The 20,044-nt window shown below is 69.9% G+C and carries 17 protein-coding genes; 8 read left to right on the top strand and 9 right to left on the bottom strand.

Annotated features, from left to right (window positions below):
- Positions 1–7 precede the first annotated feature (7 nt).
- The 4 genes from M6I34_RS01780 to M6I34_RS01765 all read right to left on the bottom strand — a co-directional run bounded on the left by M6I34_RS01780 (position 8) and on the right by M6I34_RS01765 (position 5,453).
- Entirely contained in the window at positions 8–1,297 is a 1,290-nt protein-coding gene (locus M6I34_RS01780) for a branched-chain amino acid ABC transporter permease (RefSeq protein ID WP_272484003.1), read from the bottom strand.
- A 4-nt stretch (positions 1,298–1,301) separates the two neighbouring features.
- The gene (locus tag M6I34_RS01775) at positions 1,302–2,192 is read right to left on the bottom strand and encodes a branched-chain amino acid ABC transporter permease (RefSeq protein ID WP_418953528.1); all 891 of its coding nucleotides are present in this window, start codon (positions 2,190–2,192) and stop codon (positions 1,302–1,304) included.
- A 193-nt stretch (positions 2,193–2,385) separates the two neighbouring features.
- A complete protein-coding gene (locus M6I34_RS01770) occupies positions 2,386–3,636 on the bottom strand; it encodes a branched-chain amino acid ABC transporter substrate-binding protein (RefSeq protein WP_272484001.1) in 1,251 nt (416 codons plus the stop codon).
- Positions 3,637–3,809: 173 nt separating this feature from the next.
- Positions 3,810–5,453 carry a 3-(methylthio)propionyl-CoA ligase gene (locus tag M6I34_RS01765; protein WP_272484000.1) on the bottom strand — a complete coding sequence of 548 codons (1,644 nt, stop codon included), beginning with the start codon at positions 5,451–5,453 and terminating at the stop codon, positions 3,810–3,812.
- A 103-nt stretch (positions 5,454–5,556) separates the two neighbouring features.
- Here M6I34_RS01765 and M6I34_RS01760 point away from each other — a divergent pair, with 103 nt between their 5' ends.
- Positions 5,557–7,149 carry a protein adenylyltransferase SelO gene (locus M6I34_RS01760; protein WP_272483999.1) on the top strand — a complete coding sequence of 531 codons (1,593 nt, stop codon included), beginning with the start codon at positions 5,557–5,559 and terminating at the stop codon, positions 7,147–7,149.
- On the top strand, positions 7,146–7,577 hold the full coding sequence (msrB, locus tag M6I34_RS01755) for a peptide-methionine (R)-S-oxide reductase MsrB (RefSeq protein WP_272483998.1): 432 nt from the start codon (positions 7,146–7,148) through the stop codon (positions 7,575–7,577). Before M6I34_RS01760 ends, msrB begins: the two co-directional genes overlap by 4 nt.
- Here msrB and M6I34_RS01750 read toward each other — a convergent pair whose 3' ends face one another.
- Positions 7,578–7,706 carry a hypothetical protein gene (locus M6I34_RS01750; RefSeq protein WP_272483997.1) on the bottom strand — a complete coding sequence of 43 codons (129 nt, stop codon included), beginning with the start codon at positions 7,704–7,706 and terminating at the stop codon, positions 7,578–7,580. It lies immediately after the preceding gene.
- A gap of 51 nt (positions 7,707–7,757) precedes the next feature.
- On the opposite strand from M6I34_RS01750, the gene M6I34_RS01745 reads away from it, so the two are divergent.
- From M6I34_RS01745 to M6I34_RS01735, 3 genes are read left to right on the top strand one after another with little or no spacing between them, the layout of a single operon-like run.
- Entirely contained in the window at positions 7,758–8,294 is a 537-nt protein-coding gene (locus M6I34_RS01745; RefSeq protein WP_272483996.1) for a septation protein A, read from the top strand.
- Complete coding sequence (locus tag M6I34_RS01740; RefSeq protein ID WP_272483995.1) at positions 8,291–8,575, top strand: BolA family protein; 285 nt, start codon at positions 8,291–8,293, stop codon at positions 8,573–8,575. The genes M6I34_RS01745 and M6I34_RS01740 overlap by 4 nt, the downstream gene beginning before the upstream one ends.
- Positions 8,572–9,369, top strand: a complete 798-nt coding sequence (locus M6I34_RS01735) for a peptidylprolyl isomerase (RefSeq protein ID WP_272483994.1) — start codon at positions 8,572–8,574, stop codon at positions 9,367–9,369. The genes M6I34_RS01740 and M6I34_RS01735 overlap by 4 nt, the downstream gene beginning before the upstream one ends.
- Positions 9,370–9,486: 117 nt before the next feature.
- On the opposite strand, the gene waaC is transcribed toward M6I34_RS01735, so the two are convergent.
- Both waaC and tadA read right to left on the bottom strand, forming a co-directional pair.
- Complete coding sequence (gene waaC / locus M6I34_RS01730; RefSeq protein WP_272483993.1) at positions 9,487–10,524, bottom strand: lipopolysaccharide heptosyltransferase I; 1,038 nt, start codon at positions 10,522–10,524, stop codon at positions 9,487–9,489.
- Between the two features lie 14 nt (positions 10,525–10,538).
- Entirely contained in the window at positions 10,539–10,991 is a 453-nt protein-coding gene (tadA, locus tag M6I34_RS01725) for a tRNA adenosine(34) deaminase TadA (protein WP_272486577.1), read from the bottom strand.
- A 282-nt stretch (positions 10,992–11,273) separates the two neighbouring features.
- Here tadA and ahpC point away from each other — a divergent pair, with 282 nt between their 5' ends.
- The gene (gene ahpC, locus M6I34_RS01720; protein ID WP_272483992.1) at positions 11,274–11,837 is read left to right on the top strand and encodes an alkyl hydroperoxide reductase subunit C; all 564 of its coding nucleotides are present in this window, start codon (positions 11,274–11,276) and stop codon (positions 11,835–11,837) included.
- A gap of 179 nt (positions 11,838–12,016) precedes the next feature.
- Positions 12,017–13,618: an alkyl hydroperoxide reductase subunit F gene (ahpF, locus tag M6I34_RS01715; RefSeq protein WP_272483991.1), complete on the top strand. Its 1,602-nt coding sequence runs from the start codon at positions 12,017–12,019 to the stop codon at positions 13,616–13,618.
- A gap of 113 nt (positions 13,619–13,731) precedes the next feature.
- On the opposite strand, the gene M6I34_RS01710 is transcribed toward ahpF, so the two are convergent.
- The gene (locus tag M6I34_RS01710) at positions 13,732–14,592 is read right to left on the bottom strand and encodes an alpha/beta fold hydrolase (RefSeq protein ID WP_272483990.1); all 861 of its coding nucleotides are present in this window, start codon (positions 14,590–14,592) and stop codon (positions 13,732–13,734) included.
- Positions 14,593–14,830: 238 nt separating this feature from the next.
- On the opposite strand from M6I34_RS01710, the gene mprF reads away from it, so the two are divergent.
- Positions 14,831–17,443, top strand: coding sequence for a bifunctional lysylphosphatidylglycerol flippase/synthetase MprF (gene mprF / locus M6I34_RS01705; RefSeq protein WP_272483989.1), 2,613 nt, complete (start codon positions 14,831–14,833; stop codon positions 17,441–17,443).
- A 31-nt stretch (positions 17,444–17,474) separates the two neighbouring features.
- Here mprF and M6I34_RS01700 read toward each other — a convergent pair whose 3' ends face one another.
- Complete coding sequence (locus M6I34_RS01700) at positions 17,475–19,967, bottom strand: cation-translocating P-type ATPase (protein WP_272483988.1); 2,493 nt, start codon at positions 19,965–19,967, stop codon at positions 17,475–17,477.
- Between the last annotated feature and the right edge of the window lie 77 nt (positions 19,968–20,044).

Raw genomic sequence — 20,044 nt, 5'->3', positions numbered from 1 at the left:
TCCGGTTTCAGGAAGCCAGCCCGCGCTGGATCCGGTCTTCGATCACGGCCTGCACGCTGCCCCACTCGCGCATGAACTCCCTGCGCATCAGGTGGAACAGCCATCCGCCGCCGCCGGTGACCAGCACCGCCACGATCCAGGGCATCGCGGTGCTCGCGTCGACCTGGAAGCCGAACAGCTTCATGCCGCCGCCGGTGCCGAAGCCCAGCGTCAGGTGATAGCTCATCTCGACCAGCATGATCACGCCGATCAGCAGCAGGAAGCCCGCGGACAGGACCTTCCCGTAGGGCCGCCACAGCCTGTTGAACAGCCCGAACTTCGCGACCCGCAGGTTCATCAGGATCAGCGAAGCCACGCCGCCCGGCGCGTACATGACCATCAGCACGAAGAACACGCCCAGGTAGAACTGCCACGCATCGGTGTACTCGGACAGGGCCACCGCGAAGAAGATGAAGATCACCGCGCCCAGCACCGGCCCGAAGAAGAACATCGCGCCGCCGATGAAGGTGGCCAGCAGCACGCCGCCCGAGCGGATCGCCGAGACGTTCTCGGCGGTGACGATCTCGAAGTTGATCGCCGCCAGTCCGCCGGAGATCCCTGCGAAGAAGGCCGACACGATCAGCACCAGGAAGCGCACCCGCTGGGTGTTGTAGCCGATGAACTCGGCCCGCTCCGGGTTGTCGCGCACCGCGTTGGAGATCCTGCCGAGCGGCGTCTGCGAGAACGCGAACATCGCGACCATGCAGACGAAGCACCAGACCGCGATCAGGTAGTAGACCTCGATCGACGGGCCGTAGGTGACGCCGAGGAAGGGATCGCCGACCACGCGGTTGCTCGACACGCCGCCCTCGCCCCCGAAGAAGCCGGGGAACATCAGCGACGCGGCGAAGACCATCTCGCCGATGCCCAGCGTGATCATCGCGAACGGCGTGCCGGCCTTCTTCGTGGTCACGTAGCCGAAGATCACGCCGAAGATCGCGCCGAACACGCCGCCCACCAGCGGGATCAGCGACATCGGGATCCAGATCCGGCCGTCGCCGACCCAGTTCATCGCGTGGATCGCGAAGAACGCGCCGAGGCCCGAGTACACCGCGTGGCCGAAGGACAGCATGCCCCCCTGGCCGAAGATCACGTTGTAGGCCAGCGCGAAGATGATCATGATCCCCATCTGCGACAGCAGGGTGATCGCGAAGCCGCTGGTGAAGATCAGCGGCAGCACGGCGAAGATCAGCGCCGCCCCGCCCCACACGAACCAGCGCCCGACGTTGTAGGGCGCGAAACTGACCGTCTTCGACATCGCCTCAGCCCTCCCGCGTGCCCATCAGGCCGCGCGGCCGGAAGATCAGCACCAGCACCAGCAGCACGTAGGGCAGCACCGGCGAAACCTGCGAAAGCTTCAGCGACATGATCGGATAGAGGAAGGCGTCGGAGGACATCGGCATGCCGAGCCCTTCGAGGAAGGAAACCGGCGACCAGTCGATGCCGATCGCGAAGGTCTGCATCAGGCCGATCAGCAGCGAGGCGACGAAGGCGCCGGCCAGCGAGCCCATGCCGCCGACCACCGTGACGACGAAGATGATCGCCCCGACGAGGGCCGCCATCGAGGGCTCGGTCACGTAGGCGTTGCCGCCGATCACCCCGGCCAGCCCGGCCAGCGCCGTGCCGCCGCCGAAGGTGAGCATGAAGACCCGCGGCACGTTGTGGCCCAGCGCCTCGACGGTCTCGGGATGGGTCAGCGAAGCCTGGATCACCAGCCCGATCCGGGTGCGGGTCAGCATCAGCCAGATCGCGACCAGCATGAACACCGCCACCAGCATCATGAAGCCGCGGTAGGCGGGGAAATTGGTGGAGAACACGGTGAACAGCGTGCCCGACAGTTCCTCGGGAACCTGGTAGGGCACCGCCGCCCGGCCCCAGACGATCTGGACCAGTTCGACGATGATGTACGACAGGCCGAAGGTGAACAGCAGCTCCGGCACGTGGCCCCACTTGTGCACCCGCCGCAGGCCGTATCGCTCGACCAGCGCGCCGAGCACCCCGACCAGCAGCGGCGCGACGAACAGCGCCGGCCAGAAGCCGATCCACTGGCTGATTTGGTACGCGAAGTAGGCCCCGATCATGTAGAAGGAGGCGTGCGCGAAGTTAAGCACGCCCATCATGCTGAAGATCAGCGTGAGGCCTGACGCGAGCATGAACAGCAGCAGCCCGTAGCTGATGCCGTTCAGCAGCGAGATGACGACGAATTCCACGATGTGTGCGAACCGGGCAGACGGCACCCGCGGCCCTCCCTGCACACGAGGGCAGGCGACCGGACGGGGTCCTGGAAGGCGGAGTTTTCTGCGCAAGCCGCCCCGGGGCCGGGGCCCCGGGGCGTTCGGGCGGCAATCAGCCCTTCGGCCGCTTCATGTTGCACGAGGTGGGCTGCGACGCCACGTAGGCGTCGAGCTTGGCCTCGGTCTTCCAGCCGTAGCCGGTGTTCTCGACGTCGTGGCGGACGGTCTTGCCGTCGACCTTCTGCCAGGACGTGATCACGACCTGCTGCTGCAGCTGGTGATCGCTGGCGCGCATCTCGACCTCGCCGTTCAGCGACTGGAACTTCAGGCCTTCCATCGCGAACGCGACCTTGACCGGGTCGGTCGACTTGGCCTTCTTCATCCCCTCGGCGAGCATCTTGATGCCGGTGTAGGTGGCCATCGTGTAGTAGTCGTCGTTGTGCTTCTTCTTGAAGTCCATGACGATCTTGTCGGCCCGCTCGCCGGCGTCGTTGGTGTTCCAGTAGCTCACCACGCGCACCCGGTCCTCGCCCGCCGCGCCCATCTGGGTCGGCACGCCGGTGGTGCCGGCGTAGTAGGTGTAGAACTTGGCGTCGAGGCCGGCGTCCTTGGCGGCCTTGATCAGCAGCGCCATGTCGGCGCCCCAGTTGCCGGTGATGATCGTGTCGGCGCCGGCGGCCTTGATCTTCGCCACGTAGGGCGCGAAGTCGCGGACCTGCGCGAGCGGGTGGCGATCCTTGCCGACGATCTGGATGTCGGGACGCTTGACCTTCAGGTACTCCTCGGCCGCCTTCTCGACCGCGTGGCCGAACGAGTAGTCCTGGTTGATCAGGTAGACCTTCTTGATCTCCGGACGCTTGGCCATGTACGTGGTCAGCGCCTCCATCTTCATGTCGGCGTTGATGTCGAGACGGAAGTGCCAGAAGCTGCACTTCTGGTTGGTCAGGATCGGGTCGACCGCCGCGTAGTTCAGGAAGACGATTTCCTTGCCCGGGTTGCGCGCGTTGTGCTTCTCGACCGCGTCGGCCAGCGCGATCGCGACGCTGGAGCCGTTGCCCTGGGTGATGTAGCGGATGCCCTGGTCGATGATCGATTTCAGGACCGTCAGACTTTCCTGCGGGCTGAGCTTGCCGTCGAAGGGAACCATCTCGAACTTGACGTCGCCGGCCCATTTCTCGCGGTTGGCGATCTCGGTCACGGCCTGCCAGCTGCGCAGCTGGTTCTGGCCGACCGGGGCCATCATCCCCGAGAGCGGGTCGATCCACGCGACCTTGACGGTGCCCGACTGCGCCCAGGCGGCCGGGGCGGCGGCGGCTGCGGCGAACGCCACAGAGAATGCCGCGAAAGCGAATTTCTTGCTCATCGTTGTCTCCTTCTGAGTTCGGTCTGTGTCGACCCGGGGGCGATCGATCGCCGCCTGCCGCGGATCATAAACGAGATTTCGGGCCGGGCAAGCCGGCCCGAAGCCCCGTGGGGCAATTCTCGTGGCGAGTACGGCGCGGCGGGAACGCCGCCGACGCCATACTCCCAGGCCGCTCACGCGGTGGGCAGCTTGTATCCGGCAAACTGCTCGCGCAGCTTCGTCTTGAGGATCTTGCCGGTCGCGCCGAGCGGGATCGCATCGACGAACTGCACGTCGTCCGGGGTCCACCACTTCGCGATCTTGCCCTCGTAGAAGGCGATCAGCTCCTCCTTGGTGACCTCGGCGCCCGGCTTCTTCGCGACGATCAGGAGCGGCCGCTCGTCCCACTTCGGATGCGCGACGCCGATCACCGCCGCGTTGGCCACTGCCGGATGCGCGATCGCCAGGTTCTCCAGGTCGATCGTGCTGATCCACTCGCCGCCGGACTTGATCACGTCCTTGCTGCGATCGGTGATCTGCATGTAGCCGTCGGCGTCGATCGTGGCCACGTCGCCGGTGGGGAACCAGCCGCGACCGTCGGGGTCGTACTCGAGCGGATCGCCGCCCTCGCCGCGGAAGTATTCCTTGATGACCCAGGGGCCGCGGACCAGCAGGTTGCCGAAGGTCTTGCCGTCCCAGGGCAGCTCCGTGCCGTCGTCGCCGACGATCTTCATGTCGATGCCGAAGATCACGTGGCCCTGCTTCTCGAGGATCTTGCGCTGGGCCTCCTCGGGCAGCTTCTCGTGCTTGAGTTGCAGGCGGCTCAGCGTGCCCAGCGGCGAGAGCTCGGTCATGCCCCAGGCGTGGATCACCTCGACGCCGTACTGGTCGTTGAACGCGCGGATCATCGCCGGCGGGCAGGCCGAGCCGCCGATCACGGTGCGCCTGAGCGACGAGAACTTCGCGCCGATCGAGCCGACGTGCTGCAGCAGGCCCAGCCACACGGTCGGCACGCCCGCCGAATAGGTGACGCCTTCGGCCTCCATCAGCTCGTAGAGCGACTTGCCGTCGAGCGCCGGCCCCGGGAACACCAGCTTGGCACCCACCAGCGGGCAGATGTAGGGCAGGCCCCAGGCGTTGACGTGGAACATCGGCACGACCGGCAGGATGCTGTCGCGCGCCGAGGCGCCCATCGCGTCGGGCAGCGCCGCGGCATAGGCGTGCAGCACCGTGGAACGGTGCGCGTACATTGCGCCCTTCGGGTTGCCGGTGGTGCCCGAGGTGTAGCACAGGCCGCAGGCCGTGCGCTCGTCGAGCTCGGGCCAGCGGTAGCCGGCCGAGCCCTTCGCGAGGAACTCCTCGTAGTTGACCAGGTTGGGGATCTTGTCGGACTTCGGCTGCTTGTCCGGGTCGCACATCGCGATCCAGCTCTTGACCGTCGGGCACTTGGCCGCGATCGCCTCGACGATCGGCAGGAAGGTCAGGTCGAAGGCCAGGTGCGTGTCGCCGGCGTGGTTGACGATCCAGGCGATCTGCTCCGGGTGAAGTCGCGGGTTGATCGTGTGGATCACGCCGCCCAGGCCGCCGACCGCGTAGTACAGCTCCATGTGCCGGTAGCCGTTCCAGGCCAGCGTGGCGATCCGGTCGCCGACCGCCGTGCCCGAGCGCACGAAGGCATCGGCCAGTTGCCTGGCCCGCTCGTGACAATCCGCGTAGGTGTAGCGGTGGATGTCGCCTTCGACGCGCCGCGAGACGATCTCGGTGTCCCCGTAGTGGCGGGCCGCGTGCTGCAACAGCGACGAAACCAGCAGCGGCATGTCCATCATCAGGCCTTGCATGTTCGATGTCTCCTGCGAGAGTTGTTTCGTGAACACCGCGGATTCTAGCGACACGGCGAGGGATTCAGGCCTGCGAACCCCTTGCCGGCCCTAGAATTCCCACATGGATCAAGCTTTCGGATCGACCGGCAGGGCCGACGGCGGATCGGCGCAGGCCGCCGCGCCCGGCGACGCGCCGCGGCAGGCGCCGCAGCCTTTGCGCGTGCCCGGGCTCGCCTTCGACAACCGCTTCGCCCGCCTGCCCGACGGTTTCTACGCGCGGGTCCGGCCGGCGCCCCTGCCCGAGCCCTGGCTGGTGGCCGCCTCGACCGACGCCGCCGAGGCGCTGGGCCTGCCGGCCTCGGCCTTCGACGACCCGGCCGTCGTCGACGCGCTGGCCGGCAACCGCCCGATCGACGGCGCCGAGCCCCTGGCGGCCGTCTACGCGGGCCACCAGTTCGGCGTCTGGGCCGGGCGCCTCGGCGACGGCCGGGCGATCCTGCTGGGCGAGGCGATCGGCGCCGAAGGCAGCCGCTGGGAGCTGCAGCTCAAGGGCGCCGGCCGAACCCCCTTCTCGCGAGGCGCCGACGGCCGCGCGGTGCTGCGCTCTTCGATCCGCGAGTTCCTGTGCTCGGAGGCGATGCACGGCCTCGGCATCCCGACCACCCGGGCGCTGGCACTGGTCGCCTCCGACGAACCGGTCTTTCGCGAGACCGTCGAGACCGCAGCCGTCGTCACGCGGATGTCGCCGTCCTTCCTGCGCTTCGGCTCCTTCGAGTACTTTCGCCATTTCGGCCAGCCCGAGCGCCTTAAGCTGCTCGGCGAGACCCTGCTCGCGCAGCACTACCCGGAGCTTCTCGGCGCGCCGAATCCGTGGCTGGCGCTGCTGCGCGAGGTCACCGAGCGCACCGCGCGGCTCGTCGCCGCCTGGCAATCGGTCGGCTTCTGCCACGGCGTCATGAACACCGACAACATGTCGGCGCTGGGCCTCACGATCGACTACGGCCCCTTCGGCTTCCTCGACCGCTTCGACCCGAACCACGTCTGCAATCACTCCGACGACCTGGGCCGGTACAGCTACTCGATGCAGCCGAAGATCGCGGAGTGGAACTGCTGGTGCCTGGGCGATGCGCTGATGCCGCTGATCGCCGAGGCCGGCGGCGGCGTCGACGACGCGAAGGAGGCTCTGGCGAGCTTCGGCCCGGCCTTCGACGCCGAGTACGGGCGGCTGATGCGGGCCAAGCTCGGGCTCGCCACCGAGCGCGGCGGCGACGACGCGCTGGTTCGCGCCACGCTGGACCTGCTGCACGCGCAGCGGGTCGACTTCACGAGCTTTTTCAGGCGCCTGGGCTCCGTCGGGCTAGCCGCCGAGGACATTCGCCCCGGCGCGCAGCGCCCGGGCAGCCGCTGTCGCGACCTGTTCGTCGATCCGGCGCTGTTCGACGGCTGGGCGGCGCGCTGGCGCGCCCGCCTGCGCGACGAGGGCAGCAACGATGCCGAGCGCGGCCGGCGGATGAACCGTGTGAACCCGAAATACGTGCTGCGCAATCACCTGGCGGAGCTGGCGATCCGCCAGGCCCGCGAGCGCGACCCCGGCATGGTGCGGCGACTGCTGCAGGTGCTGCGCCGGCCCTTCGACGATCAACCCGAACACGAGGACCTTGCCGCCCTGCCCCCGGACTGGGCGGCCCACCTCGAAGTGAGCTGCTCATCGTGACCACGAAACCGGAAACGACCCAGGAAGGCGCGGCGGCCGACCGCGTCGAGCTGACCGACGAAGAATGGCGCCGCCGGCTGTCGCCGGAGGAATTCGAGGTGGCCCGCCGGCACGGCACCGAGCGGGCGTTCACCGGCCGCTACTGGAACCTGAAGACGCCGGGGCGCTACCTGTGCGTGTGCTGCGGCACTCCGCTGTTCGCGTCCGCGCACAAGTACGACTCCGGATCGGGCTGGCCGAGCTACTGGCAGCCGATCGACGCGGCGCGGATCACGCTGCGCACCGACACGAGCTGGGGCATGGTGCGGACCGAGGCGCTGTGCGCGGTGTGCGACGCGCACCTCGGCCACGTGTTCGAGGACGGCCCGCCGCCGACGGGCCTTCGCTACTGCATCAACTCGCTGTCGCTGCGCTTCGAGCCCGAGTGATCAGGCCTTCTTGATCTTCTCGAGCATCCGGAAAGTGGTGCGCGACGAGCCCTTGAAGAGCCTCTTCAGGTACTTCGGCAGGCAGCGGCGCTCGAGCGTGTTGCGACGGGTACGCGAACGTTCGGCCATCTCTATTCTCCTGGGATCTGGGACAAAACCGGTGATTTTATACTAGCTGCCATGAAGCTACTCTTCGACCTCTTCCCGATCCTGCTCTTCTTCGTCGCCTACAAGCTGGTCGACATCTACGCGGCCACCGCGGTGGCGATCGCCGCGAGCTTCGCGCAGATCGGCTGGCTCAAGCTGCGCTCCCGCCCGGTCGAGCCGATGCAGTGGGCCGGCCTGGCGATCATCGCGGTCTTCGGCGGCCTCACCCTGCTCTGGCAGGACGAAACCTTCATCAAGTGGAAGCCCACCGTGCTCTACGGGCTGTTCGCGGCGGTGCTGGGCGGCGGCCGGCTGTTCTTCGGGCGCGACCTGATCAAGGCCGCGATGGGCTCGCAACTCGTGCTGCCCGACCCGGTCTGGCGGAAGCTGAACCTGGCCTGGATGCTGTTCTTCGCGGTCATGGCGGTGCTGAACCTGGCCGTCGCCTACGGCTTCTCCACCGACACCTGGGTCAGCTTCAAGCTGTTCGGCACGCTGGGCCTGACGCTCGCCTTCGTGGTGGCGCAGGCCTTCTACGTGAGCCGCTTCATCGAGGAGGAAAAGCCGTGAAGCCCGAGATCGACGAACTGCGGCAACGGCTCGCCGGCGCCTTCCCCGAGGCCGCAGGAATCGAGATCGTCGACGACAGCGCCGCGCATGCCGGGCACGCCGGCGCGGCCGGCGGCGCCGGGCATTTCAGGGTGAAGATCGTGTCGGCGCGCTTCGCCGGAATGCCCGTCGTGGCGCGACATCGCCTCGTGTATGATGCCGTGGCCGACTGGATGCCCCATCGCATCCACGCGCTGTCGATCGACGCGCGGCCGGCCACTCCCGAAAGCAGCAAAGGATGACGATGCCCTCGAACACCCTGTCGCTTCGCCTCGCGAAGCTCGCGGCCGTGGCACTCCTGCCGGTCGCCTCGGCCGCGCTGGCGCAGAACGCCGCGGTCGTCAACAACAAGCCGATCCCGAGCAAGAGCGTCGACGAGTTCGTCGCCGCGCTGGTCGCCCAGGGCCGGCCCGACACCCCCGAGCTGCGCGCCGCCGTCCGCGAGGAGCTGATCGCCCGCGAGCTGTTCGCCCAGGAAGCCGAGAAGAAGGGCCTGACCCGCAACCCCGAGGTGCAGCGCCAGCTCGACGCGGTCCGCCAGGACATCCTGATCCGCGCGGTGATCCGCGACCACCTGAAGAACAAGCCGATCACCGACGCGGAGGTCAAGGCCGAGTACGACAAGGTCGCCAAGGAGTCCGCCCAGAAGGAATACCGCGCCCGCCACGTGCTGGTCGAGACCGAGGACGAGGCCAAGCAGATCATCGCCGACCTGAAGAAGGGCACGGCCTTCGAGGAACTGGCCAAGAAGTCCAAGGACACCGGCTCTGCCGCGCAGGGCGGCGACCTCGACTGGAACACCCGCGACACCTTCGTCAAGGAGTTCTCCGACGCGATGGTCGCGCTCGAGAAAGGCAAGTTCACCGAGGCCCCGGTCAAGACCCAGTTCGGCTGGCACGTGATCCGCCTCGACGACGTCCGCGACTCCGCGCCGCCGCCGCTCGAGCAGGTCCAGCCGCAGATCCGCCAGCAGCTCGAGCGCGAGCGGGTACAGGAACTCCAGAAGGAGCTTCGCGCCAAGGCGAAGATCCAGTGATCGCTCACGCGTTTCGCTGATCGCCGCGCGGCCCCACGAGGGCCGCGCTTCGTTTCGGGGGCCGGAAGCGGCGGAAGCGACCCGACACGCGACCCAGGAAGCAATCCGCGGAGCGGCCTACGAAGCGGCCAGCAGCGCGTCGGCCGCGTCGAGCACCTCGGACAGCGGCACCGGCCCGCGCCCGTCTCCCAGGTTGCGGTGCGGCGTGTCCGCCTCGACCCTGAAGATCGCCGCTGAGGTGGCGGTGAAGATCGCGATCGTCGGCGCGCCGCTCGCGGCGGCGAGATGAGTCAGGCCGCTGTCCACGCCGACGACCAGGCGGGCCGCGCCCAGCAGGCCCACCCACTCGGGCAGCGAAGGCATCCGCTCGGGCACCAGCGCGTCGCCGATTCCCGCGGCCAGTCTCAGCGCACGCGCCCTCTCGCCCGCGTCGCCCCATGGCAGCAGGCAGCGCAAGCCCCGGCGCGACAGCCGGAGCCCCAGTTCGATCCAGTCGGCCTCCGGCCAGGTCTTCTCGGGGCGGGAGCTGCCGTGCACGAGCACCGCGAAGGGCGCCTGCGGAGCGAGATCGCTCGCCGGCGCCGCCGCCGCGCGCAGCCCGAAGTGCGGCGCGCGCTCGGGCAGCGGATAACCCAGCGCCCGGGCCGCGAGCACCCGGTTGACCGTGATCGCGTCCAGCCCGTCGATCGACGCCCGGTCGACGGTGCGGCGATAAAGGCGGTGGTACATCGGCTCGCTGGACGGCCCCGGCGCGGGGCCGATCACCGGACCGCGCGCCAGCGCCGCCACGATCGCGCTCTTGCGCCGGCCCTGCAGGTCGACGATACAGTCGTAGCGCCGCGCCCGAAGCTGCCCGAGGTCGCGCAGCGCTGCGCGCAGGGCCGCGCCGTAGCGCCGCTCCTTGCGAAAGCGGCGCAGTTCGAGCGGGATCACCGCGTCCAGCCCCTCGCAGAGCGCGAGCAGGCGGTCGACGGGCCGCTCGACCACCCAGTCGACGGTCGCGCCGGGAAGCGCGCGGCGAATGTCGTCGACGACAGGCAGCGCCTTGATCACGTCCCCAAGCGAGGTGAGCTTGACGATCAGGATCCGCTGCGGGCGCTGCGGCGCACCGCCCGCGACGGCGCCGGAACCGGCGCGGGGCGAGGGATCGGCCATGCCTGCCCCGCCGCTCAGGCGCCGGAGCGCGCGGAACGCCGGCGCTCGGCGAAGAATTCCCGCAGCAGCGCGCCGCACTCGTCGGCCAGCACGCCGCCGACCGCGACCGTCTGGTGGTTCAGCCGCGCCTCGCCGAACAGGTCGACCACGCTGCCCGCCGCGCCGGTCTTGGGGTCCGGCGCGCCCCACACGACCCGGCGCAGCCGCGCGTGCATCAGCGCGCCCGCGCACATCGCGCAGGGCTCCAGCGTGACGTAGAGCTCGCAGTCGGGCAGCCGGTAGTTGCCGAGCAAGGTGCTGCCGGCGCGCAGCGCGCAGATCTCGGCGTGCGCGGTCGGGTCGTGCGACGCGATCGGCTGGTTGTAGCCGGTGGCCAGCACCCCGCCCTCGCGGACCAGCACCGCCCCGACCGGCACCTCGCCAACGGTCCAGGCATTGCGGGCCTGGTCGAGCGCCAGGCGCATCATCGCGAGATCGAAGGGGGTCGGGATGTCAGTCAAGGCCTGGCCTCGTCGAGCGGCCGCAATTCTATCCCCATCGGGCCGATCCGCCTGCCGCGGGCCCAGCCCCCGCCCGCGCGGCCGGCGCGCCTTCCGCGCCCGGAATCGCACTGCTCCCTATCAAACGCCGATTTTTCGATAGTCATTGCCAATTTAATTGATCGCGACAATTCATTAGACGCGTTCGATAGTCATATCTAATATTCGCCCTGTCCCAACCACTTCCTCGATACCCAAAAGGAGCGACAAATGTCCCTGATCAACACCGAAATCAAGCCCTTCAAGGCCACCGCCTACCACAACGGCAAGTTCGTGCCGGTCAGCAGCGAGGACCTGAAGGGCAAGTGGTCGGTCGTCGTCTTCTACCCGGCCGACTTCACCTTCGTCTGCCCGACCGAGCTCGGCGACCTGGCCGACCACTACGACACCTTCAAGGCGCTGGGCGTGGAGATCTACGCGGTGTCGACCGACACGCACTTCACCCACAAGGCCTGGCACGACACCTCGGACACGATCGCCAAGATCCGCTACCCGATGATCGGCGACCCGACCGGCGCGATCACCCGCAACTTCGACGTGATGATCGAGGAAGAGGGCCTGGCGCTGCGCGGCACCTTCGTGATCAACCCGGAAGGCCAGATCAAGCTGTGCGAGATCCACGACAACGGCATCGGCCGCGACGCCAAGGAGCTGCTGCGCAAGGTCCAGGCTGCCCAGTACGTCGCCGCGCATCCGGGCGAAGTCTGCCCCGCCAAGTGGACCCCGGGCGAAGCCACGCTGGCCCCGTCGCTGGACCTGGTCGGCAAGATCTGATCGCCTGACCTGCCCGCCGGAGGCCTCGGCCTCCGGCTCACTACCGGCAGTCCGCCCCGCAGCATCGCGGACCGCGCCGATCGCCCCGCCGGCCCCGGCCGGCGCGGGCAGATCGCAGCGCCAAGCCGTTCGCCGACGGCTTCGCACTGCGATCTTCCACTCTCCAGGAGGAACTGAACATGCTCGCCGCCAACATCCGCACCCAGCTCGAGGCCTACCTGCAGAAGCTCGAGCAGCCGATCGAACTGGTCGCCTCGCTCGACGACGGCGCGAAGTCCGACGAACTGCGCGAACTGCTGCGCGAGATCGCGTCGCTGTCGCCGAAGATCGCGCTGCGCGAGGACGGCGCCGACGCCCGCAAGCCGTCGTTCACCGTGGGCGCCGCGGGCCAGGCCGCTCGCGTGGCCTTCGCCGGCATCCCGATGGGCCACGAGTTCACCTCGCTGGTGCTCGCGCTGCTGCAGGCTGGCGGCTACCCGCCCAAGGTCGACGCCGCGACGATCGAGCAGATCCGCAACCTGAAGGGCGAGTTCCGCTTCGAGACCTTCATCTCGCTGTCCTGCCACAACTGCCCGGACGTGGTCCAGGCGCTGAACCTGATGGCCGTGCTGAACCCGGGCGTGACCAGCACGATGATCGACGGCGCGCTGTTCCAGGGCGAGGTGGAGTCGCGCAAGATCATGGCGGTTCCCACGGTCTTCCTGAACGGCGAGGCCTTCGGCCAGGGCCGGATGACGCTCGAGGAGATCCTCGCCAAGGTCGACACCGGAGCCGCGGCGCGCGAGGCCGAGAAGCTCGACGCGAAGGAGGCCTTCGACGTGCTGGTGGTCGGCGGCGGCCCGGCCGGCGCGGCCGCGGCGATCTACGCCGCCCGCAAGGGCATCCGCACCGGGGTGGTGGCCGAGCGCTTCGGCGGCCAGGTGCTCGACACGATGGGCATCGAGAACCTGATCTCGGTGCCGCAGACCGAGGGCCCGAAACTGGTCCGCGCGCTCGAGGCGCACGTGGGCGAATACGAGGTCGACGTGATGAACCTGCAGCGCGCCGAGGCGCTCGAGCCGGCCGGCGTCGACGGGCTGGCGCGGGTGAAGCTCGCCGGCGGCGCCACGCTGAAGGCGAAGACCGTGATCCTGGCCACCGGCGCCCGCTGGCGCGAGATGAACGTGCCCGGCGAGCGCGAGTACCGCGGCGCGGGCGTGGCCTACTGCCCGCACTGCGACGGCCCGCTGTTCAAGGGCAAGCGGGTGGCGGTGATCGGCGGCGGCAACTCGGGCGTGGAAGCCGCGATCGACCTGGCCGGCGTGGTGGCCCACGTGACCCTGCTCGAGTTCGACGGCAAGCTGCGCGCCGACGCGGTGCTGCAGTCCAAGCTGAAGAGCCTGCCCAACGTGACCGTGATCGTGAATGCCCAGACCACCGAGGTCACCGGCGACGGCAGCAAGATGAACGGCCTGGTCTACAAGGACCGCGTGAGCGGCGACGTGAACAAACTCGAGCTCGAGGGCGTGTTCGTGCAGATCGGCCTGCTGCCCAACACCGACTGGCTGAAGGGCGCGGTGGCGCTGAGCCCGCGCGGCGAGATCGAGGTCGACGCCCGCGGCCAGACCTCGGTGCCTGGCGTGTTCGCCGCCGGCGACGCGACGACGGTGCCGTACAAACAGATCGTCATCGCGATGGGCGAAGGCGCGAAGGCCAGCCTGTCGGCCTTCGACCACCTGATCCGCGCGTCGGCGCCAGCCGCCTCGCCGGCGATCGCCGAACCGCAGAAGCTGGCGGCCTGAGGCCTGAGGCGACCTGAGGACCACGACTGCCCGGCAGCGAAGGACGCGAAGCAGGCCGACCAGGAGGGCGCACTCGCCTTCCGCGGCGGCCGCTTCGGCTGGCCAGGAACGAATCAGGCCGACAAGAACGCGCCCAGCGCCGCCAGCAACTCGTCGGGGGCCTCCTCGGGAATGAAGTGGCCGCAGTCGAGCGCGTGGCCATGCACGTCGTCGGCCTTCTCCTTCCAGGTCGCCAGCACGTCGAACAGCGCGTCCATCTTGCCGTAGCTTCCCCAGATCGCCAGCACCGGACAGCGCAGCCGTTTGGCCAGATCGCGCTCGTCGTCCTCGAGGTCGCGGGTCGCGGCGGCGCGATAGTCCTCCAGGCCGGCGCGGATCGTGCCGGGCTGCGTGAAGGCGCGCAGATACTCCTGGAACATGGGCTCCTCGATCGCGCCGGCCCGGAAGGTCAGCGCGCGGAACATCTGGCGCAGGAAGGCCTCGGGCGCGGCCTGCAGCATGATCTCGGGCAGGTCGGGCGCCTGGAAGAAGAACCAGTGCCAGTAGGCGGCCGCGAGGTGGCGGTCGGCCTTCGAGAACACGGTGTGCGTCGGCACGACGTCGAGCACGCACAGCTTCGTGACCGCGTCCGGATTGTCCAGCGCCTGCCGATGCGCGACCCGCGCGCCCCGGTCGTGGCCGACCAGCGCGTAGCACGAGTGGCCCAGCGCCAGCATCGTCTCGTGCATGTCGCGCGCCATCGTCTTCTTGTCGTAGCCGTCGCGCGGCTTGTCCGAGTCGCCGTAGCCGCGCAGGTCCGGACACACCACGGTGAAGCGGTCGAGCAGCTTCGGCGCCACCTTGCGCCACATCTGGCCGGTCTGCGGATAGCCATGCAGCAGCAGCAAGGCCGGCCCCTGCCCGCCGGTCCAGAGATTCACCTTGATCCCGTTGGCGCGGACCGTGCGGTGGTCCATCCCCGTCATGAAGTGCATGCGCAGTCTCCTCCTCGGGCCCGGGCTGCCGGGGTCCGCTCGTCGGCGGCGGTCTCGGTCAGGCGGGCAGCTCGCTCGCGCCAGAGCATAGCGCGTGCGCCGCCCCTTCGGTCGGCGGCCCTGGACCGTGACGCTGGCGGCGGCTTGTAGGTGGAGCGCCCGCTCGGCGAGAATTGGGGCACCGCGCACCATCCCGCTCCGGGAGCAGCATGCGAATCGCGTCGCGACCGACGAAGCGATGATCTGGCACGCGACTTCGTCCGCGGCGCCAAAGGCCTCGCCGCCCCGTGGAGGCTCCTGGCGAATCTGGCTCGCGGCAGCGGCAAGCCTCGTCCTGCTCGGGCTCGCCCTGTCGGTGCTGCACGCGGAACTGGCACGGGTGCACCTGGCCGACGTGCGCGCCGCCTTCGGACGGCTCGGCGCGGGCAATTTCTTCCTCGCGCTCGCCGCGACCGCCGGGAGCTATCTGGCCCTCACCGGCTACGATGTGCTGGCGCTCCGCTACCTGGGACACGCCCTGCCCTATCGACGGGTCGCGGCGGCATCCTTCGTCGCGACGGCCGTCGGCCACAACCTCGGCCTGGCGATGCTCAGTGCCGGCGCGGTCAGGCTGCGCCTGTACACCGCCTGGGGGCTCTCGGCCGCCGACGTGGCGCTGACGGCGGGCCTGGTCGGGCTCACCTTCGGGATCGGCATCGGCTTCGCGATCGGCCTCGCCCTGTTGTTCGAGCCGGCAGTGGCCACCCGCTGGCTGCACATCGCACCCGCCATGGCGCGCGGCGCCGGCGTGCTGCTGCTGACCGCGCCCCTCGCCTACCTGTTGCTCGCCTGGCGGCGCCGCGAGCCGCTGCGCGTCGGCCCCTGGCAGGTCCGGGTGCCGTCGCCCGGGTTGGCCTGGCGCCAGCTGCTGCTCGCCCTCGCCGACCTCGGTTGCGCGGCCCTGGCGCTCTGGCTGCTGCTCCCCGCCGACGCGGCGCCGCCCTTCCACGTGTTCCTGGGCGTGTACGTGATCGCGGTGGGCGCGGGCATCGCCAGCCACGTCCCGGGCGGACTCGGCGTATTCGAATCGGTGCTGCTGCTCGGCCTGCCCGACACGCCACGCGACGCCCTGCTGGCGGCCATGGTCGGCTACCGCATCGTGTACTACCTGCTGCCGCTGGCGCTGGCCGCGCTGACAGGCGTTCCGTTGGCGCTGAGCGAGCAGCATCGACGCCTGGCCGGCGCGTTTGCGGCGGTTCGGCCCCTGTTCGCCTGGCTCGCCCCGGTGGCGGCGGGCGCGACCGTCTTCGTGGCCGGAGCAGTGCTGCTCTTCTCCGGCAGCCTGCCGGCCGACGCACAGCGGCTGCGCTGGCTGCGCGAAGTCCTGCCGCTGCCCGTGCTGGAAGTCTCCCATCTCGCGGGCAGCCTGCTCGGCCTGGGGCTGCTGGTGCTTGCCCAGGCCCTGCACAGGCGGATACGGCTGGCCTGGCGGCTCGCGATCGGGCTGCTGCTCGCGGCGGCCATCGCGTCGCTGCTGAAGGGCGTCGACATCGAGGAGGCCTCGGTGTCGCTCGCGGCACTCGCCATCCTGTGGCTCGGGCGGGATGCCTTCCGACGAGAAGCAATGATCGCCAGCAACGTGCTGTCCCCGGCGTCGCTCGCGGCAATCGCGGCCGTGCTCCTGGTCACCGCCTGGATCGGCCTCTTCGCCTACAGGCACGTCGAGTACTCGCAGCAATTGTGGTGGGCCTTCGCCTTCCACGGGGATGCCCCGCGCTACCTGCGCGCCACCCTCGCGGTCATGGTAGCCGGCTGCACGCTCGCCCTGTGGCGCGCGATGCAGCCGGCCGCGCCCGAGGCCGGGCCGCCGACCGCCGCCGAGATCGAGCGAGCCGCTGGCATCGTCGCCCGCTCCCGGTCGGCCGATGCGGCGCTGGCGCTGCTCGGCGACAAGCGCCTGCTGTTCGACACCGAGCGGGAGGCCTTCCTGATGTACCAGGTGCGGGGACGCAGCTGGATCGCGCTGGGCGATCCGGTCGGCGATCCGGTCGGCGACCCGGCCGCGCAGTCGCGGCTCGCGTGGCGGCTGCGCGAAATTGCCGATCGTCACGCCGGCCGGGCAGTGTTCTACCAGGTCGACGCCGCGCACCTGCCGCTGTACCTCGACATGGGGCTGGCCGCGATCAAGCTTGGCGAGGAGGCCACGGTTTCGCTGGCTGGCTTCACCCTGGAGGGCCCCGCGCGGCGCGAGCTGCGTCATGCCCACAGCCGGGCTAGGCGCGACGGCCTGCGCTTCGAATGGCTGGACGCCTCCGCGGTGCCGCCCTTGCTCGGCGCGCTGAAGGAGGTCTCGGACGCCTGGCTCGCGGCAAAGCACAGCCGCGAGAAGGGCTTCTCGCTCGGGCGCTTCGACCCTGCCTATCTCCGGCGCTTCCCGTGCGCCCTGGTGCGGCGCGAGGACACGATCGTCGCCTTCGCGAACGTGTTGACCGGAGCCGATCGCCACGAGCTGTCGGTCGACCTGATGCGCCACCGGCCCGACGCCCCGCCCGGGGTCATGGACTTCCTGTTCACCGAGCTCATGCTGTGGGGAGCGCGACAGGGCTACGGCCGCTTCAACCTCGGCATGGCACCGCTGGCCGGGCTCGAGGCCCATCCCCTGGCGCCGCTGTGGCACCGGCTCGGCACGCTGATCTTCCGGCACGGCGAGCACTTCTACAACTTCCGCGGGCTTCGCGCCTACAAGGCCAAGTTCGATCCGCAGTGGCGACCGCGCTACCTGGCTGCGCCAGGGGGCCTCGCGTTGCCCGGCGTGCTGGTCGACGTGGCGGCGCTGATCGGAGGCGGCCTGGGCGGCGTGGTTCGCCGCTGAAGCCTCGGTCTGCGCCGCAACGTCGCCGCCTTCAGGCGCGCGGGCGCTTTCCCGCCATCAGCCTACGCCACCACCACGGCGAGGCCGCAAGGATGCCCGCGGCCGCCCCGCCGCCCAGCGCCAGCGCCCAGTCGTCGGGATCCAGCGGCTTCAGGTTCAGCAGGGAGGCCAGCCAGGGCGTCTGCACCAGCAGGAAGGACAGCGCCAGCGTTGCGGCCACCATCGCGCGCGCCGGGCGCGTTCGCAGCTGCGTGAGCCCCGCCGTGATGCTGGCGCTCGCGCTGGTGAGCGCGGCCAGCGCGATCGCGCGCGCGTGGTCCACGTCGTAGCCGTGTTCCAGCCCGCGCAGGAAGCTGAAGCCCACCGCGACCGTGAGCAAGGCGGACACCGAGACGATGGCCGCCCACTCTGCCCCGCCGAAGAAGCGCAGCCGCGCCGTGCGCTTCAGCGGCCGGAGGCGGGTGCCGGCGGGCAGCTCCTGGAACACCAGCAGCGCAGTGGGATGGATGATCAGCTCCAGCCACACCACGTGGATCGGCAGGTACAGGACCGGAAAGCCCGCGAGCGGAATCAGCGCCGCCGTCAGGACGAGCGGCAAGTGAATCATCAGCAGGTACTGGAAGCTCAGCTGCAGGTTGGTGAAGAGCTGCCGCCCCTCGGCGATGGCGCGCACGATGCTGCGAAAATTGTCGTCGAGCAGCACGATCGCGGCGACCTCGCGCGCGCTGCGAGTTCCTCGCTCCCCCATCGCAATCCCGATGTCGGCCGCCTGCAGTGCCGGAACGTCGTTCACGCCATCGCCGGTGACTGCGACGATCTCGCCGCCGTCCCTGAACGCGCGCACCAGGTCGAGCTTCTGTGCCGGCACGGCACGGGCGATCACGTCCGCGTCACGCAGCGGCGAGGTGTCGCCTCGCTCGAGCCGGGCGCTCATCTCCGCCCCGTCGACGACCCGCGGCGCGCCGCCGCCGAGCCCGATCTCGCGCGCGACCGCGAGCGCCGTGCGTGCGTGGTCGCCGGTCACCATGACGACCCGGATGCCCGCCGCCCGGCAGGTCTGCAGGGCCTCGACGACACCGGGCCGGATCGGGTCCTCGAAGCACAGCAGCCCCGCGACCCGAAAGCCGCGCTCGGGCTCGCCGCCTGCCCAGTCCTCGACGCCGTCGAGCTCGCGCCAGGCACAGGCGATCACCTTGTGTCCGGTGTCCGCAAACGCGTCGACCCGCGCCATCCACTCGCGCAGCGCGGCCGGTTCGAGGCCGCATTGCCCGAACACGACCTCCGGAGCGCCCTTGACCGCGGCGATCAGCCGGCCGTCCTCGCGAAGAACGCCTGTCTCGCGCTTGCGGTCCTCGGTGAACGGATAGGTCGCCACCGTCTCCCACGGGAGCGCCCGGGGCAGCGCGTCCAGGATGGCCACGTCCATCGGATCGCCGGTTTCCCTCCTGGAGGCCGCGGCCGCGAGCTGCAGGAGGAATTCCGGAGCGACCGCCTCGGCGGCGTCGCGGTGACTCAGGCGCAACCTGCCTTCGGTGATCGTGCCGGTCTTGTCGGAGCAGATGCAGGTGACTCGCCCGATGTTCTCCACCACCACGGCCCTGCGGACGAGCGCCTGCCGCTTCGCCAGCCGGTACACGCCGACGCCCAGGAAGAAGGTCAGCACGACCGGAAACTCCTCGGGGAGCGCCGCCACGGCGAGAGTGAGGGCGGTCAGGAGCGCATCCACGAGCCCGTGCCCCTGCTGCCACCTCACCCAGGCGAGCGTCAGGCACAGCAGCACTGCGCCGACGATCAGCACCACCACCAGCTGGCCGACCGCGATCTGCAGCGGAGTGCGCGTCCGCGCATCGGGATGCGCCGAGCGCGCGATCTCGCCATAGAGCGTTTCGCCGCCGATGTAGGCGACGCGCATCCGCGCCTCGCCGCTCAGCAGGCGGGTGCCGGCAAGGCCCCAGGAAGCCCCGGCGACCCCGGCCTCGGCCTCGTCGCGAGGAAGCCGATCGAGCGCCAGCTTGCGCGCCGGCAGCGACTCGCCGGTCAGCGCGGATTCGTCGACCTGCATGCGCTCGCCGCCGACCAGCAGACCGTCGGCCGGAAAGGCCTCGCCGGTCGCGACGATGACCAGATCGCCCGGCACCAGCTCCATCGCCGGCACCACCCGTGCGGCGCCCTCGCGCACGACCGTCGCGCTTTGCGCCAGGCGGCTGCTCAGCCCCTCCGTCGACGCGCGCGTCCGGCGGTGGAGATACGCGTCCATGCCGACCAGGGGCAGCACGGCGACGAGCATGATCGCGGCCTCTCGGACCTGCCCCACGAACGCGAAGAGCGCGCTGGTCCCGAGGAGGAACCACAGCATCGGGTCCTTCAGCGTGTCCCTGGCGAGGTCGAGCCAGCCCTTCTGCGCGGTCTCCAGGATCCGATTGGGTCCGTAGGTCGACGCCCGCGCTGCCGCGTCGCTCTCGGACAGCCCCTGTCCGGAACCGTCCAGCCCCTGCAGCCGATCGACCGGCGCGCTCCTGATCATCGCGAGGGCCCGATGCGGGACGCGTCAGTCGAGCCGCACGACGGGCAGGTCGGCCGACCATGCGAGCCTGACTTCGA

The organism is Zeimonas sediminis (assembly GCF_023721795.1).
GTDB classification, from domain to species: Bacteria; Pseudomonadota; Gammaproteobacteria; order Burkholderiales; family Burkholderiaceae_E; genus Zeimonas; species Zeimonas sediminis.
Note: the sequence above shows the minus strand (reverse complement) of the source record. Positions and strands in the feature narration are given on the sequence as shown.

Excerpts from the sequence above, each read along its gene's own strand:
- waaC (WP_272483993.1), bottom strand. The coding sequence starts at position 10,524 with ATGGCCGATCCCTCGCCCCGCGCCGGTTCCGGCGCCGTCGCGGGCGGT.
- ahpC (WP_272483992.1), top strand. The coding sequence starts at position 11,274 with ATGTCCCTGATCAACACCGAAATCAAGCCCTTCAAGGCCACCGCCTAC.
- M6I34_RS01765 (WP_272484000.1), bottom strand. The coding sequence starts at position 5,453 with ATGCAAGGCCTGATGATGGACATGCCGCTGCTGGTTTCGTCGCTGTTG.
- M6I34_RS01780 (WP_272484003.1), bottom strand. The coding sequence starts at position 1,297 with ATGTCGAAGACGGTCAGTTTCGCGCCCTACAACGTCGGGCGCTGGTTC.
- M6I34_RS01750 (WP_272483997.1), bottom strand. The coding sequence starts at position 7,706 with ATGGCCGAACGTTCGCGTACCCGTCGCAACACGCTCGAGCGCCGCTGC.
- M6I34_RS01775 (WP_418953528.1), bottom strand. The coding sequence starts at position 2,192 with ATGCTCGCGTCAGGCCTCACGCTGATCTTCAGCATGATGGGCGTGCTT.
- M6I34_RS01710 (WP_272483990.1), bottom strand. The coding sequence starts at position 14,592 with ATGCACTTCATGACGGGGATGGACCACCGCACGGTCCGCGCCAACGGG.
- ahpF (WP_272483991.1), top strand. The coding sequence starts at position 12,017 with ATGCTCGCCGCCAACATCCGCACCCAGCTCGAGGCCTACCTGCAGAAG.
- M6I34_RS01760 (WP_272483999.1), top strand. The coding sequence starts at position 5,557 with ATGGATCAAGCTTTCGGATCGACCGGCAGGGCCGACGGCGGATCGGCG.
- mprF (WP_272483989.1), top strand. The coding sequence starts at position 14,831 with ATGATCTGGCACGCGACTTCGTCCGCGGCGCCAAAGGCCTCGCCGCCC.
- M6I34_RS01745 (WP_272483996.1), top strand. The coding sequence starts at position 7,758 with ATGAAGCTACTCTTCGACCTCTTCCCGATCCTGCTCTTCTTCGTCGCC.
- M6I34_RS01735 (WP_272483994.1), top strand. The coding sequence starts at position 8,572 with ATGACGATGCCCTCGAACACCCTGTCGCTTCGCCTCGCGAAGCTCGCG.
- M6I34_RS01770 (WP_272484001.1), bottom strand. The coding sequence starts at position 3,636 with ATGAGCAAGAAATTCGCTTTCGCGGCATTCTCTGTGGCGTTCGCCGCA.
- tadA (WP_272486577.1), bottom strand. The coding sequence starts at position 10,991 with ATGATGCGCCTGGCGCTCGACCAGGCCCGCAATGCCTGGACCGTTGGC.
- M6I34_RS01700 (WP_272483988.1), bottom strand. The coding sequence starts at position 19,967 with ATGATCAGGAGCGCGCCGGTCGATCGGCTGCAGGGGCTGGACGGTTCC.